The following is a 15,095-nucleotide window of genomic DNA, read 5'->3' as shown; positions in this document are numbered from 1 at the left end:
TCCAGCCTGCACGCCGACATGCGGGTCCGTTACGCTCGGTCCCCGCTTTCACCGGAGACCTTCCCATGGGACAGACCATCCAGTTCACCCGCCCCGATGGCGCCACCGTCCAGGGCTATCTCGCCACGCCGGCGAGTGGCCAGGGCCCTGGCATCGTCGTGATCCAGGAGTGGTGGGGCCTGAACGACCAGATCCGAGGCGTGGCCGACCGGCTGGCCGATGCCGGCTACATCGCCCTCGTGCCCGATCTCTACCGTGGCCAGAGCACGGTAGAGGCCGAGGAGGCGCACCATCTGATGACCGGCCTGAACTTCGGCGATGCCGCGGGGCAGGACATCCGTGGCGCCGTGCAGCACCTGAAGTCGCAGGGTTGCGCCAAGGTCGGGGTGACCGGCTTCTGCATGGGCGGCGCGCTGACGCTGCTGGCGCTGGCCAACGTGCCCGAGGCCGATGCCGGCGTGGTCTGGTACGGGCTGCCGCCGCTCGAGTACCTGGACGCCACCCGACTGAAGGTGCCGGTGATGGCCCACTGGGCGACGCAGGACGGCGCCTTCCCGATCGAGAGCGTGGACGCCCTCGACGCCCGGCTGGCCGAGGCTGGTGTCGACTACACCCCGCACCGCTACATGGCCCACCACGCCTTCGCCAACGAGACGGCCACCGGCCGCAACCGCATCGCGATCACCCAGTACGACCCGACCTGGGCGCAGATGGCCTGGGACCGCACGCTGCGCTTTCTCGGCCGCACGCTCGGTTGAGCGCGGCGATCACCCACAACGGCAAGACTGAGGATCCAGGCATGAGCGAGACACGGGTGTGCATCGTCGGTGCGGGCGCCATCGGCGGCTTCATCGGTACGCGGCTGGCTGCGGCCGGCCGGGCCCGGGTCAGCGCACTGGCCCGCGGTGCGACGCTGGCCGCGCTGCGCGAGCACGGTTGGCGCCTGCGCATGGGCGGACAGCTGATCCAGGCGCACGCCATCGCATCGGACGAGCCGGCTGCTCTCGGTCCGCAGGATCTGGTCATCATCGCCGTCAAGGGCCAGGCGCTGGGCGAGGTGGCCGCACGCATCGCTCCGCTGCTGGCACCGCACACCCGCGTGCTGCCGGCGATGAACGGCGTGCCCTGGTGGTTCGGTGCCGCCGTGCCGGCCCTGGCCGATGCGCCGCTGGACAGCGTGGACCCCGGCGGCCGCATCGCCCGTGCGATTCCGCTGGCGCAGGTCCTGGGGTGTGTCGTGCATGCCAGCACCGCACAGCCCGAGCCCGGCCTGGTCCAGCATGCGATGGGGCAGGGCCTGATCGTCGGCGAGCCGGCCGGCGGCAGCAGTGGCCGCGCGCAGCAAACGGTCGACCTGCTGGCCCATGCCGGCTTCGAGGCCACGCTGTCGACCGACATCCGCAGTGCCCTCTGGTACAAGCTGTGGGGCAACCTGACGATGAATCCGGTCTCGGCCCTGACCGGCGCCACCATCGATCGCGTACTGGCCGATCCGCTGGTGCGCGACTTCTGCTCGGCCGCCATGGCCGAGGCCCAGACCATCGGCGCGCGCATCGCGTGCCCGATCGACCAGACGCCGGAGGACCGCCATGCCGTCACGGCCCGGCTCGGGGCCTTCCGCACCTCGATGCTGCAGGACGCGGATGCGGGCCGCCCGATCGAGCTCGATGCCATCGTCGGCGCCGTGCGCGAGATCGGCCTGCGACTGGCCATCCCCACGCCGCATGTCGATGCGCTGCTGGGCCTGACGCGGCTGTTCGGCCGCGTGCAGGGGCTCTATCCCGAGGTGCTGCGAGCCACGCAGCCCGACACGGGCATCGGACTGAGCACCTGCTCCTTGCCGGCGGTCGCAGGTCCGGAATGCAACATCTCGCCATCCAGTAAGGTGCGGAGATGACAAGACGATTTCAGCCGAGGCTGCAGGTCACCAAGGGCATGATGCTGCGCAACGCCAGCGAACTGTCGACGCACGATCAGCCGGCGCAGGATTCGATGGCTGCTCGGCGCCAAGACATCCCGCGCGAAACCCCGGGCTGGTGCAGCCCGAGGCCACAGCGTTGCCTCTTGACGACGAGGTTGAAGTGACCCTGCCATGACCCCGTCATTCTTCACCGGCAAGCGAGAGCAGTTCTTCCGGCCGCTGACTCACACCGATCGCGAATGTTGCGCCGCCGTGTTGCGTAGTCTGTACGACCGTGTGCAGGGCCCGAATGCGGACTACTCTGAAACACTCACTCGGGATCTGGTGTTGACCATCGTCTTCCAGGTCTTGTCCGATCCCGCCCTCAGGGCCGTCGTGTTCGAGCCAGGTCGCACGGTGTCGGCTGCGGAAGAGCGCACTTATGCGGGTGAACTGCTGCGCAAACTGAAAGAGCATGGCTGGATCGAGGACTACAAGGACCCGATCGACCTCAAGCCCACGCTGAAGATGACCCGGGCCGGCAAGGAGGTGTCGGAGGTTCTTTCCAACCTTGACAACTCACGCGCCCGCACCCGCCAGAGAAACATGCGATCCGCGAAGAAGGCGCTGGCAGCGTTTGCGTCCAGTCAGGACGTGGACGAACTGCTCGATGGCTACGACTTTGCCGCACGAGTGGTGCAAGACCTGCAGGACGACATCGAGTACTTCCGCTTGCTCATCCAGAGCCTGACGCGCGAGGCGTTGGAACAGAAGATCGCCTGGAGCGACTTCAACGAGTTCATCGAAAAGCGCTTTGCGAAGGAGTATGCCGTCCGCCTCGTGGCCGACTCGGCTGAGCGGCACCGCGGGCAGATCGTGGAACTGCTGGACCAGATCCGTTTGATACCTGAGGTGGCCCGTTTGGGCGTGGATGCCAACCTTTTGCAGCGCGCGTCGTGGCTAGAAACACAGGTGCAGCTCCGTAGCCCCACTTTGTGGCTTTGCGACCGCATAGAAAGCCTGGTCGAGGCGGCCTGCAGCCTGAAGCTGCCCATGCTGCGCTCGGAGATGAACAACTATGTTCGTCGGTTCACCAGCCTGCTGCGGCAAGCGCTCTCCCTGGACTACAGCGCGACATCACCGCTGGGACGGGCGATGAGCTTGCTGAAAGAGCAGCCGCAACCGGAGCGCGAAGATTTCCTGGATGCCCTGGCGACCCGATTGGGTACGGCCGAGCTGAGACTGCCCGGCGCCGCGTTGCGTTGGACGGTGCGCGACCGCGAGGCCGAACACGGCCCGCTCGCTCCCCTGATCGTGGACGAGGCCAGTCGTATCGAGGCGGCCATGCGCCGGGCCGAGGCCGAAGCATTCGCCTTCAGCGACCAGGAGGTGCTGACGGGATTGCTGCCCCATCTTCGCGAAGGACGGGTGTCCCTTGACCAACTGCCGGTCACCAATGCGCTCGAGGCCGTGCGCGTCATGCATGCTGTGGGCGCGGCCCGCTCCAGCGAGGGCAAGCGCTTCCTGAAGGCCCACAAGAAGGCCGAGGTGTTCGATACGCCGTACTTCTCCGCAGACAACTTCGAGCTGGAAGCCGACCTGTCGGCGCTGGCCCGTGGTGAGACTTGATGGGCGGACCCACATGCTGCTATCTCTCCAACAGGTCATCGAAGAGCGCCTGAAGACCGAAGGCGCAGGCAACGTCAAGGCGGACCGGTTCGCCGAGCTCGCGGGCCGGCTGATGGCCTCGGGCGTCTTGTGGCGAGACTATTCCCGCCCCGAGTCTGCGCTGTATGACGACGCCGCACAGTGCGAGCAACTGCTGCGCGAGTACTTCGCCGCCATCGGCTTCGTTCTGACGCACGATCCGGATGCGACGATCTTTCGCCTCTACCCACCGGGCGAGGGCGGTGACGGTGACGAGGAAGGCGTGAAGCGGCTGAAGGCGCGTCTGTCGCGTGACTTTGTGGCTGCGGCCATTGCTCTGCGCTTCCTGTACACCGAGGCGCTGACCGGCAAGCGCGAGCTGATCAATGAAGTGCTGGTGATCAGTCTGGAGGAGTTGTCCCAGTCGGTCGTATCGCTGTTGGCGCACCAGCTTCCGTCTTCGGTAGCCGACCGTCTCTCGCTGCTGCGAGACCTGCGCAAGCACCGGATCGTGCGCTTCAACGATGGTGAAGGTGCCGGCAGCATGGAGATGCTGCTGAGCGTGCTGCGGCCCGTAATGAGCTACGTCAGCGACGAGGCGCTGGAGGATGCGCTGGCACTGGCCGCGCAAGCGGCTGCGGGGCGCGCGAAGGGTCGGCCGTCCGCAGAGCTCCGGCCCGATACCTCCGATACCCCCGAGAGGGCCGGACGATGAAAATCTCCAAGCTCATCACCTGGCAGTGGGGTTCGCTGGAGGCTAGGGAGTGGCCATTTGCCGACACGGTGCTGCTGACGGGCGAGTCGGGATCGGGCAAGTCGACCTTGCTGGACTCGATCCAGACGCTGCTCACCGCAGCGCACCACCACCTGGTGCAGTTCAACATTGGCCAGGACGAATCCACACAGAGCAGGCGCGGTGGCAAGGAGCCCCGAACCCTGGCCGCCTACGCGCTCGGCCAGCAGGCCGATGGCGTCTTCCTGCGCAAGCGCTCGACGAGCTACGTCGCGCTGATGTTCGAGGCTTCGGACAGCGTGGGGGAGCAGGCCCAGCCCTTGACCGCTCTGGTCGGCGTCGAGGCGTACGAAGATGCTGCCAAGGCGGTGTTGTCCCGCAGTCTCTTCTTCATCGTGCGCCGTGCGCTCGACTTGCAGCAGCTTCTGTTGCGCACGGCGGAGGGCATGCACCCCGTTGCGGTGCCGGTCAAGGACCTCTACCTGCATCTGCAGCACCAACTGCGCGTGGGCCCCGAGGTCGTGCAGCGCTTCGAGGACAAGAGCAGCTACCTCACGCACCTGTACGGCGCCATGATGGGCAAGACGGCGGTCTCGGAGCCTGAAGCCTTCCGTGCCGCGAAGTCGATCGTGAAGGCCATGGCCTACAAGGAGCTGGGAAACGTCAACGACCTGGTTCGAGACGAGATCCTGGACGCGCACGACTTCAGTCGGGACCTGGACAAGATGCGCGAGCTGATGCGGTCGATGGCCGGCCTCAAGGCGGAGGCCGAGCGACTGCAACAGAACATCGAGCGCTTGGAATCGGTTGAGGCCGCGGCCGCACGTGTCATTGACGACTCACGTCGGTATGTCGTGCACAGCATGGCCCACTCGATGCGTGCTTTGGATGAGGCCGAGTCCGAGCTGGAGTCCGTGCATCGGCAGATGGCGTTCCAGCACAAGCGCAACCAGTTGCTGGAGGAGCGGCTCCAGAGCTTGCGCGAGGGCCAGGCGCAGCTGACCGAGCAGCTGGATGGCATCAAGGCCAAGTTGGCCGCCAGCGACGTGGCGCAGCGCAAGTCGGCCTTGGAAAGCGAGGTTCGCACGCTGCAGGACCAGTTCCGCCGCCACTGGGCTGCCGTGGGCCAGGCGGCCAAGGGCCTGGCCAGCATGGTGGCGCATCTGGAACGCCTGCTTGGATTGGCGCTTGCCCAAGCGCCCGCGCTGGAGGCTGCGGTGGCCGCACTTCGACCGGCGGCCCTGGCCGTTCTGAAGCCCTGGCCTGAGCTGTTCGCGACGCTCAGCCAGGACGCCCGGCTGGACGCCGTGTTCCCGGCTTTCGATCTGGAGAGCTTCGACGGGGATCTTGGCCGGCTGGAGCACGGGATTCGAGGCCATGACGAGGCGCTGGCCGGCGCGGTCGTCAAGGCCTTGACGACCGCGGGTCAGCAACTGGCCACCCTGGCGGATGACAAGGCGCAGCGCGACGCTGAATTGCGCCAACTGCAGGCGGGCAAACCTCCTGCGCCCCCGGATGTGCGCACAGCGCTCGACCTGATCGAGCGAGAGCTGCCTCAGGCGCGGCCGCACATCCTGTCGCAACTCGTCGAACCCAAGGAGGGCAGCAGTTGGCAGAACGCGATCGAGGGCTACATGGGCGGCGACCGCTTTGCCTTGATCGTGGAGGCGGGATTCGAAGCGCCTTGCACACGCCTGGTGAAACGCCGGTTTCCCGTGCGCTCACCGAAGGTCGTGCAAGGCAGCAAAGCGATCGAAGACACGCGAGGTCGCGCGCCGGAGGCGCGAGCGGTGCTGCACGAGCTGGTGTGCGTGCACCCCGTTGCCAAGGCCTTTCTGTTGGCCCAGTACGGCAGGGTGCGCAAGGTGGACTCCGAGGACGAGCTTGCACGCACGCCTCAAGGTCTGATGGAGGCTGGCATCGGCAGCCGGGGCTACGGCATGTTCTCTTGCCGGGCCTCCGACCACGACCTGGCGTTCGGTGAGGCGACGCGAAAGCGGCGTCTGGCCTGGTGCGAGCAGGAGTTGTCGCGACTGACCGCCGAGATCCGCAAGGTCGAGCAGCTGCAGAATTCGTTGAACCTGGTCCTGCGCATGTTCAACGGTGTGGCATTCACGCCCTTGGCGCCGTTGATGGAGGCGGTCCTCACCAGTCAGCTGCAGTACGCCCATGCGGCCCAGGCCCTGGCCGCATTGGATCTGTCGGCGATCGAAGGTCTGGAGACGCAAAGGCAGCAGATCGAGGCGCGCATCCAGGAGTCCAGGAAGGCGTACGACGCAGAGATTCTGCAGGTCGGAGAAAACAACAAGACCCTGAAGGACCTGGGCGCACGCGAGAAGAGCCTGCAGGACCGCATTCCATCCCTGCAGTTGGAGCGTACCAATGCCACGGTCTGGGCCACCCGCTTCGTCCAGGGCGCGCCGGAGCTCGCGACCGAGGCGCAGTTGCTGGATGAGGCCAAGGACCTGGCCGACAGCCCCGAAGTGACGCTGGATGCGCTGCGCCAGCGGGTCAGCAGTCTCGCTGAACGTCTGCCTGCCTCGCTGCGCGAGCTGTCCTCCTGCGTCCAGACCTATTTGATCGGTGTTCGAAATGACCAGGAACGTTTCCTGTACACCGACCCGCCCAAGAGCTTCGACCGCATCGAAGCCTTGCTGCCGCCCGTGATCGGCCTGCGACAGGTCGTGAACGAGCAGGTTCGTCGTCAGCGATCCATCGGCCTGGCCGAGAACCTGACGAGGTTGAGGGATGCCGAGACCCGCTTCAACACGGTGTTCACCACCAGCTTCTGCTTCAAGGTGCGCGATGAAGTTCGCCAGGGGGCATCCACGCTGCAGAAGCTCAACCGGGAGTTGAAGAACATCCGATTCGGCACCGACACCTTCGAGCTGGAATGGGCTTGGGTGCCGCGGCTGCAAAAGGTGTTCGAGTTCTTCGAGGCCATGGAAGGATTGGTGGACAGTCTGGAGAAGGACAGCGGATCCATCTTCGACTCACCCAGGCTGAGTGACGAGCACCGTCTGACGGCACAGGACATCCGTCGCTTGTTGCTGGCCAATGACCAAGGCGCCTCGGAGCGTGCCCTGAAGGAACTTGCTGACTATCGCAACTACCGCCGCTACGACATCATCCGGCACAGCCCTGTCGGGCAGACCAAGCTGTCCACCTGGGGCACCGGATCGGGTGGCGAGCTGGAAACACCGTTCTACGTCATCCGCTCAGCCGTGTTGGCACACGCGCTCGGGCACTTCGGTCGTGATCGCCGCGGCGCACCGGCGCTGCGCCTGATGTTGTCGGATGAGGCGTTCTCCAAGATGGATGAATCACGGTCCCGCAGCGTGCTTCAGTTCTTGTCGCGGAGCCTGGGCTTGCAGCTGGTGGTGGCCATGCCGACTTCAAAGTCCGGGGCCGTCAAGCCAGAGTTCGACAAGGAGTTCACCTTCTCCAAGGTGCTGGCTTCCCGGGATGGCGCCGAGTTGTTCGTCAGTGAGGTTCAGGAGAAGACGCTCAAGCGTGAGCCCTTGGCCAGGCTCTGGGCAGCGCACGCGGAGCAAGCCCGGGAATCCGGGCGACTGGCTCACGAAGCCATGCAACGAGGGAACGCGCCGTCTGACGTCTCGGACATCCCGCGACCGGTGACAGGCGGTGATGACTGAGGCCTGGTTCCAACCGACGGGATCGCCCGGTGACCTTGGTCCGCCACGCGATCCGATGCTCTTGCGTGTCGCCTCCCGGCTGCTCGCCAAGGCTGAGCGTTCAAACGACCCGCGCAGCACGCGGCTGAGGCTGGATCAGCGCGAGTTGCCCGAATTGCACGGACAAGTCCATGCAGAGGCCGTTGGCCGTGTGGAACTGCTGCTGCGAGAGTTGTGCAGCACGGGGTGGGTTCGGTTGATCCTGGCCCCTGAACGGGAGTTTGCCGGCTTCGTCGATCGCAAGCCACAGCTGGAGTTGATGGATTTCGATGCCTTGGCGGCATGGGCTGGCTTCGCTCGCCTGGCGGATCACTGGCAGCGCCGTCTCGCCGCACATCTCGAACAACACTGGGTCGATTCCAGCGATGGTGGGAAGCGGTCGCTGATCGACTACCTGAGCCGCAGCCCTCTCTCTGCGCTGTCAACGGTTCCCACCGATGAGGCCGCGCGCTGCCTTCATGAACTCCGCGAGCTGTGCCTGTCAGGGGCGGCCATGCCGTTGCGCGAGGCATCGGCGCGTGTGTTCCACGGCAGATCGAAGGTGCTCGACGCCAGAGACGAACTGCTGCGGCTCCTGGGCGCGACACACGGGCAGTTTTGGGAGGCACCCATACAGCTGCTGATCGATGTTCCCGCCTTCTTCGACGAGGCGCTGTTCATCGAGAACCTGGTGACCTTTGAACGGATGGCGGACGCGAGAGCGCCCGAATGGCAGCACAGCCTCCTGATTTATGCCGCCGGTTTCAAGGGGAGTGCGAAGCGTCTTCGACATCGCGGTGGTTGCCGGGTGTACCTCCGGACGGCGATGACCGGGACGCTGTCGGTGGACCCGCCCTCGGCACGAGGTCTGGCGCTTGTCAGCGATTGGCTGTTTGATCGCGCAGATCTTCCTGTGCGGTTCTTCGGCGACTTGGACTACGCCGGCATGCAAATCCTTGCCAGCCTGAGAGAGGTGTTTCCCGATGCGATGGCTTGGCAGCCGGGCTATGCAGACCTGCTGACCGTCCTTGCTTCTGGGGGAGGGCATGTCCCGGGGGCGGCGAACAAGGAGCGGCAGGCAGATCCCGAAACCACGGGGTGTGCTTACGCGGACGAAGTTCTTCTGACCGCACTTCGTGGTGCTGGGCGGTTCGTTGACCAGGAGGCGTTCGGGGCAGAGCTGCGGTGAACTGCGGGTACTGCTGACGACCCGATGGGGGAGGCCGCTGCATTGAACATGGCGAAGCGCGACCGTTACCCCAGGCAGCTTTGCTGTTCGGTCGGGCGTCGGTCAGCGCTTCCTGGTTGCACGAGGACAGGCGCTGCACGCCATTTGATCCGCACAGCAATACGATCGTATTGTTATGATGGCGCCATGTCTTCCCCCTCCGCCCCCCGTCCTGCCGCCGCCGAGCCGCGCCGCCGCGATCCCGAGGCCGTGCGTGGCGCGCTGCTCGATGCCGTCACCGCGTTGCTGGCCGAAGGTCAGGCGATCTCGATCGGCGCCGTGGCCGATCGTGCCGGCGTCAGCAAGGGGGCGGCGCAGCACCACTTCGGCACCCGTGCCGCGATGCTGGAGGCGGTGATGGACGCCTGCCTGGCGGACTTCACCGCCCAGCTCCAGGCCGAGCGTGCGGCTGGCGAGACCGATGCCGCCCGCGCCTATGTGCGCGCCACCTTCCGTGGCGCGCCGGCCGACGGGCTGGTGCAATGGCGGGCGATGCTGGCCGCGCTCGTCGTCGAGCGCGCGGCCGCCCGACGTTGGGCCGACTGGCTGGACGAAGACCGCCGCCAGGATCGCCCGGCCGACAGCCGGGACCTGATCCTGCGTCTGGCCGCCGACGGCCTGTGGCTGTCCGATCTGCTGGGTCTCTACCGCCTCAGCGCGGACGACCGCACCCGCCTGGAAGCCGACCTGCTGGCCCTGCAGCATGCCTCCATCGGCCAAGGAGCCGCACGATGAACGTCTACTGGATCCTGGGTGGGGCGATCGCCATCGAGGTCGTCGCCACCGCGCTGCTCAAGGCGTCCGACGGTTTCACCCGCCTGTGGCCGACACTTGGCGCCCTGGCCGGCTTCGGCACCGCGCTGTATGCGCTGACGCTCGTCATGAGGGTCGTGCCGACCGGTATCGCCTACGCGATCTGGTCAGCGGTGGGCATCGTGCTGACCTCGCTGGTGTCGTGGATCGTCTTCAAGCAGCGCCTGGATGGCCCGGCCATCGCCGGCATGGGCCTGATCATCCTGGGCGTGCTGGTGATCCACCTGTTCTCCGACAGCGTCGGGCACTGAGGCGGGGGGAAAGCCCCCCGCTGAGCCTCAGCTGCCGATGCGCCCGCCGTCGTTCTTGGTGATCACGATGGTGGCCGAGCGCGGACGCTGGCCGGCGCCATAACCGGCATTCGAAGGCCACTGGCTGGTGTACTTCGTCGGGTCGGCGATGTCGGCCATCTTCGTGCCTTCGCCCGGGTGCTGGATGTTGATGAACAGCGTCTTGCCGTCCGGCGTCTCGGCCAGGCCGGTGATCTCGCAGTCCTTCGGACCGACCAGGAAGCGGCGCAGCGTGTCGGCCGTCGGGCTGGCGCCGACGAAGGTGTCCACGCTCAGCGCGCTGGAATGCGCGAGCGTGCGCTTGGCGCCATCGCCCACGCGGCCCGGCAGGCCGGCCAGCATCATGCAGTTGGTGACGTCGGTGTAGGCGCCGTCATCGGTCTGGATCCAGCAGATGCCGGTCGAGGGGCTGAACTTCAGGCCGTCGGGGCTGGAGAAGTCCTGGTCGGCCGTCAGGTTCGACAGGTTGACCAGGCCGGTGTCGGCATCGGCCTGGGCGCCGAACAGGTAGATGTCCCAGCTGAAGGTGGTGGCCGCGCCGCTGTCGCCCGTCTCGCGCACGCGCAGGATGTGGCCGTTGACGTTGCCCGACTGGGTGGCGGTGCCCTTGAGGTCGCTGTAGGCGCGCGGGTTGGCGCTGTCGGGCTGCAGCTGGGTGCTGCTGCCGGCGGTGGGGCTGACGCGGCGGTTGCTGTTGTTGGTCAGCGTGAAGTAGATCTCGCCAGTGGTCGGGTGGGTGGCGCACCACTCCGGGCGGTCCATCTTCGTCGCGCCGACCGCATCGGCGGCCAGGCGGCAGTTGATGCGGATGTCGGCCTCGTCGCTGAAGGCATAGGCCGTGTAGGTCGACGGGATGGCGGCCAGGTTCAGCGCCACCCACTGGCCGGTGCCGTCGCTGGCGAACCTGGCCACGTACAGCGTGCCGCTGTCCAGGTACTTGGCGCCGGTGGCCAGACGGTCGGCCGGTGCGGCGTCCGCGGCCGACCAGGCGGTGTCGCTGACGAACTTGTAGATGTACTCGTTGCGCGAGTCGTCGCCCATGTAGACCGCCAGCTTCTCGCCGGCCTTGGGCAGCGAGAACACCGCGCTCTCGTGCGCGAAGCGGCCCAGGCCGGTGCGCTTGACCATGCGGCTGGCCGGCTGGTAGGGGTCCAGCTCGACGATCCAGCCCATGCCGTTCATCTCGTGGCGGTAGTCGTCGGTGCCGTCGGCGGACGTGCCGGTCTTCGCGTTGATCCAGCGCGCGTGGATGTCGTCGCTGCCCGCGCTCTCCCAGCCGTGGCGCGAGGCCGCGCCGGCCGCACGGCCGTAGCGCCTGAGGGCGGTGACCGTCTTGTCGTTGCCGCGGGCCGCGTCATCGCCGGCCGGGCGGGTGAAGTAGCCGAACCAGTTCTCCTCGCCGCTCAGGAAGCTGCCCCAGGGCGTCTTGCCGGTGCCGCAGTTGTTCAGCGTGCCGCGGGTGCGCGTGCCGTCGGTCGAGTAGCGCGTCTTCAGCAGCGCGTGGCCGCGTGCCGGGCCGGCGATGTCGACCTCGGTCAGCGCGGTGATGCGGCGGTTGAACGCGGAGCCGGTGATGGCCGACCAGCTGCTGCCGGTCTTGCGCACCTCGACCACGGCCACGCCGTGCACCGCCGTCTCCTTGTCCACCTCGCTGGCCGGGCGCGGCAGGGTCTTCGTGCCACCGTCGGCGTGCAGGAAGAACGACGACAGTGTCTCGTCGGTCGTCGCCTCGTGGTTGATGGCCAGCAGGCCGCGGTCGTTGGCGCTGGTCGAGGCCTGGCCGTCGGACGACAGGCCGAACCACTCCATGCCGTCGTGGTGGTCGCCGGCGCGGTTGGCGAAGTCGGTGTCGGTGCCGTCGTTGCGGAAGGCGGCGGTGGTGCTGGTCAGCGGATCGCCGAGCGCGTAGACGACCGAGGCGCTGTAGCCGGCGGCCAGCGTGACCTGATCGGCCATCGTCTTGGCCACGCCCTGGAAGCCGAGCGCCGTCAGCGGCGCGACGGCGGGCGTGGTGCTGCTTCCGCTGCTGCTCTCATCGTCCCCACCGCCGCAGGCCGTCAGGCCCACGCTGCCGAACAGCGCCACGGCCGCCGAGCCCGCACCGCCGCGCAGCAGGCTGCGGCGCGACAGCCGGGCCTCCAGCACCGCCTCGAAATGCGCGTTGTCGCTGGTGTTGCTGTTCTCTTCGGCGCGGGCGGCGAGATGGCTGAGATCGACGGGCTGGGTCATGACATGCACCTGACTTCGTGAATGAACGTTGCTGGGTGCGGCATGCTGTCGGCCGATGATGAAAGCCGCGTGACATTGCCGGACACCGCACGGCCCGCCGGGGCCTTGTGGCGATGACCCTGTGTCCGGCACCGATCCGTGCGTGCCCGCAGAATGCGGCCGGAGCCACTGCCCGCCGCTGCCGCATGACCGAGTTCCTCCGCCGACGACCTCCCGCCGTGCTGCTGGCCTTGCAGGGCGGTGGCGCACATGGCGCCTGGACCTGGGGCGCGCTGGACGGCCTGCTGGCGCACGGCATCCGCCCGGCGGCCCTCAGCGGCACCAGCGCCGGTGCGCTCAATGCCGCGGTGCTGGCCAGCGGCTGGGCGCAGGGCGGAGCCGATGGCGCGCGCCAGGCGCTGGCCGACTTCTGGCAGGCCCTGGGCGAGCTGCTGCCGCTGGGCCTGCTGACCGTTGGCCAGGGCGAGGACACCCGCCTGGCACCTGCCGCACGCTGGATGCTGCAGTGGGCGACACACTGGCTGTCGCCCTACGACACGCATCCCGCGGAACTCAACCCGCTGCGCGAGCTGCTGGAGCGCCACGTCGACATCGAGCGCCTGCGCCACCCCTCGGCCCTGCCGCTGATCATCGCCACCACCGATGCCGGCAGTGGCGCCCTGCACCTGGTGCGCAACCCGCGGCTGGACATCGAGGCGCTGCTGGCCTCGGCCTGTCTGCCTACCTTGCATCATGCGGTGACTCTGGACGGGCGCACCTGCTGGGATGGCGGCTTCAGTGCCAACCCCGCGCTGTTGCCGCTGATCGACGCTCACCCAGCCTGCGACCTGATGCTGATCCGCCTGAGCCCACGCGACATGGGGCCGGCCCCGCGTGAGGCGGCCGCCATCCGCCACCGCATGGCAGAGATCGGCTTCGCCAGCGGGCTGCAGCGCGAGCTGCAATGGCTGGCCCGCCTGCAGGCCGATGCCCGCGCCCAGTGGTGGCCCCGCGGCCTGGCCGGCCGCATCCACCGCATGCGCTGGCATGTGCTGGATGGCGGCAGCGCGCTGCAGCGCCTGGCCCCCGACAGCCGCCTGCTGGCCCATGGCCCGCTGCTGGACAGCCTGCGCCAGTCCGGCCACGGCGAGGCCGGACGCTGGCTGCAGGCCCATGCCGCGGCCCTCGGACAGCGCTCCACCGCTCAACTGCCCGGGCTCTGAGGCCCGGGGCGGGGCGCCGTCAGTCCATCGCCGCCGTCAGCGGCCGGTGCAGCACCACGTCCTTCATCACCAGCGTCGAGGTCATGCGCAGCAGGCCAGGCAGGTGCGTCAGCCGCTGGTCGTACAGGCGCTGGAAGGCCGGCAGATCCCGCGCCACCACATGCAGCAGGTAGTCCGGCTCGCCGAACAGGCGCTGGGCCTGCACCACGTGCTCGACCTCGGCCACAGCCTGCTCGAAATCCGCCACCGAGCGCGTGTCCTGCAGCGTGACGAAGACCAGCGCGGTGAAGGTCAGGCCGAGCGCCGCCGCATCCAGCTCGGCCCGATAGCCGCGGATCACGCCGGACTCCTCCAGCGCGCGCACTCGCCGGTGGCAGGGCGACAGGCTCAGCCCCACCCGCTCGGCCAGCTGCGTGACCGTCAGGCGGCCGTCCTGGGCCAGTTCGGCAAGGATCTTTCGGTCGAGTGCGTCCATGGGGAAGATTCTTCCATGCGACCGTGGATCGTGGGCAGATTCCGGCAGCACCTTGCCGGCCATCGTTCCTAGCATCCGGATCCCCGGCCGCGCGTTGCCTGCGTGGCCCGCCCGTGTCCTCTCCCCCTGTCTTGCCTGCCCGCCTGCCGCCGCCATGCCGCTGACCGCCATCGCCGCCTTCTGGGCCGTGTCCTTCCTGCTGGTGCTGACGCCCGGCGCCGATTGGGCCTACGTGATCGCCGCCGGCCTGCGCGGCCGCCGCTGGGTGCCCCCGGCCGTCGCCGGCCTGGCCTGCGGCGCCTTGCTGGCCACGGCGGCGGTGGCCGCCGGCGTCGGCGCCCTGGTGGCCCGCCATCCCGCGCTGCTGAGCGCCTTGACGCTGGCCGGCGCGCTGTGGCTGTTGCGCCTGGGCCGGTTGATGTGGCGCAGCGCCGGGGCCGCGGCCGTGCCGGCGCCCGGCGCTGTCGTCGACGGGGGAGCCCGCGCGGCGGCGGGTCCCGTGCCCGCGGTGGCCGTCGCTGACGAGCACGGCCGCGGCCCGGCCCCGGGTCCGCGCACAGGACACCGGCTTCTGGTGTTGGGTTGTGCGCTCAAGGGCGCCGGTGTCAGCGGCCTGAATCCCAAACTGCTGCTCCTGCTGCTGGCCCTGTTGCCGCAGTTCGTCCAACCGGCCGCCGCCTGGCCGGTGGCCGGACAGATCCTGGCGCTGGGCGCGGTGCATGCGGCCAGCTGCGTGGTGGTCTACCTCGGCGTGGGCCTGGCCTCACAGCGCGTGCTCGGCGCCCGGCCCACGGCGGCGCGCACCGTCACCCGGGTGTCGGGCGGGCTGATGATCGCGATCGGGGTGGGCTTGGTGGGGGAGCAGGTGGGGCGTTGGGTGGGGGGCTGAACCGCCGGCAGACCT

Annotated in this window: 12 protein-coding genes; 10 read left to right on the top strand and 2 right to left on the bottom strand. The window is 68.1% G+C overall.

The genetic code is table 11. The annotated features are described in order from the left end of the window. Positions 1-65: 65 nt before the first annotated feature. From AACH11_RS08130 to AACH11_RS08095, 8 genes are all read left to right on the top strand, one after another. Positions 66-758 (top strand): dienelactone hydrolase family protein, encoded by a 693-nt coding sequence (locus AACH11_RS08130; RefSeq protein WP_341373712.1) that lies wholly within the window; start codon positions 66-68, stop codon positions 756-758. A 41-nt stretch (positions 759-799) separates the two neighbouring features. Then, on the top strand, positions 800-1,897 hold the full coding sequence (locus tag AACH11_RS08125) for a 2-dehydropantoate 2-reductase (protein ID WP_341373711.1): 1,098 nt from the start codon (positions 800-802) through the stop codon (positions 1,895-1,897). A 195-nt stretch (positions 1,898-2,092) separates the two neighbouring features. Further along, positions 2,093-3,529 (top strand): Wadjet anti-phage system protein JetA family protein, encoded by a 1,437-nt coding sequence (locus AACH11_RS08120; protein ID WP_341373710.1) that lies wholly within the window; start codon positions 2,093-2,095, stop codon positions 3,527-3,529. Between the two features lie 13 nt (positions 3,530-3,542). After that, positions 3,543-4,262: a DUF4194 domain-containing protein gene (locus tag AACH11_RS08115; RefSeq protein WP_341373709.1), complete on the top strand. Its 720-nt coding sequence runs from the start codon at positions 3,543-3,545 to the stop codon at positions 4,260-4,262. After that, a complete protein-coding gene (locus AACH11_RS08110) occupies positions 4,259-7,936 on the top strand; it encodes an SbcC/MukB-like Walker B domain-containing protein (RefSeq protein WP_341373708.1) in 3,678 nt (1,225 codons plus the stop codon). Before AACH11_RS08115 ends, AACH11_RS08110 begins: the two co-directional genes overlap by 4 nt. Positions 7,937-7,991: 55 nt before the next feature. Further along, on the top strand, positions 7,992-9,143 hold the full coding sequence (locus AACH11_RS08105) for a hypothetical protein (RefSeq protein WP_341373707.1): 1,152 nt from the start codon (positions 7,992-7,994) through the stop codon (positions 9,141-9,143). 186 nt (positions 9,144-9,329) lie between these two features. Continuing rightward, positions 9,330-9,917, top strand: a complete 588-nt coding sequence (locus AACH11_RS08100; protein ID WP_341373706.1) for a TetR/AcrR family transcriptional regulator — start codon at positions 9,330-9,332, stop codon at positions 9,915-9,917. Next, positions 9,914-10,246, top strand: coding sequence for an SMR family transporter (locus AACH11_RS08095; RefSeq protein ID WP_341373705.1), 333 nt, complete (start codon positions 9,914-9,916; stop codon positions 10,244-10,246). The genes AACH11_RS08100 and AACH11_RS08095 overlap by 4 nt, the downstream gene beginning before the upstream one ends. Before the next feature lie 27 nt (positions 10,247-10,273). Here AACH11_RS08095 and AACH11_RS08090 read toward each other — a convergent pair whose 3' ends face one another. Further along, positions 10,274-12,514 (bottom strand): PhoX family protein, encoded by a 2,241-nt coding sequence (locus AACH11_RS08090; protein ID WP_341373704.1) that lies wholly within the window; start codon positions 12,512-12,514, stop codon positions 10,274-10,276. 185 nt (positions 12,515-12,699) lie between these two features. On the opposite strand from AACH11_RS08090, the gene AACH11_RS08085 reads away from it, so the two are divergent. Beyond that, a complete protein-coding gene (locus AACH11_RS08085; RefSeq protein ID WP_341373703.1) occupies positions 12,700-13,716 on the top strand; it encodes a patatin-like phospholipase family protein in 1,017 nt (338 codons plus the stop codon). Between the two features lie 19 nt (positions 13,717-13,735). Here AACH11_RS08085 and AACH11_RS08080 read toward each other — a convergent pair whose 3' ends face one another. Next, complete coding sequence (locus tag AACH11_RS08080) at positions 13,736-14,191, bottom strand: Lrp/AsnC family transcriptional regulator (RefSeq protein WP_341373702.1); 456 nt, start codon at positions 14,189-14,191, stop codon at positions 13,736-13,738. A gap of 154 nt (positions 14,192-14,345) precedes the next feature. Here AACH11_RS08080 and AACH11_RS08075 point away from each other — a divergent pair, with 154 nt between their 5' ends. After that, positions 14,346-15,080 carry a LysE family translocator gene (locus AACH11_RS08075; protein ID WP_341373701.1) on the top strand — a complete coding sequence of 245 codons (735 nt, stop codon included), beginning with the start codon at positions 14,346-14,348 and terminating at the stop codon, positions 15,078-15,080. The last annotated feature ends 15 nt before the right edge of the window (positions 15,081-15,095 follow it).

The sequence above is a fragment of the Pseudaquabacterium rugosum genome, assembly GCF_038066575.1.
In the GTDB taxonomy this organism is placed as follows: domain Bacteria; phylum Pseudomonadota; class Gammaproteobacteria; order Burkholderiales; family Burkholderiaceae_C; genus Pseudaquabacterium; species Pseudaquabacterium rugosum.
This window is presented reverse-complemented; position numbering and strand designations above follow the sequence as displayed.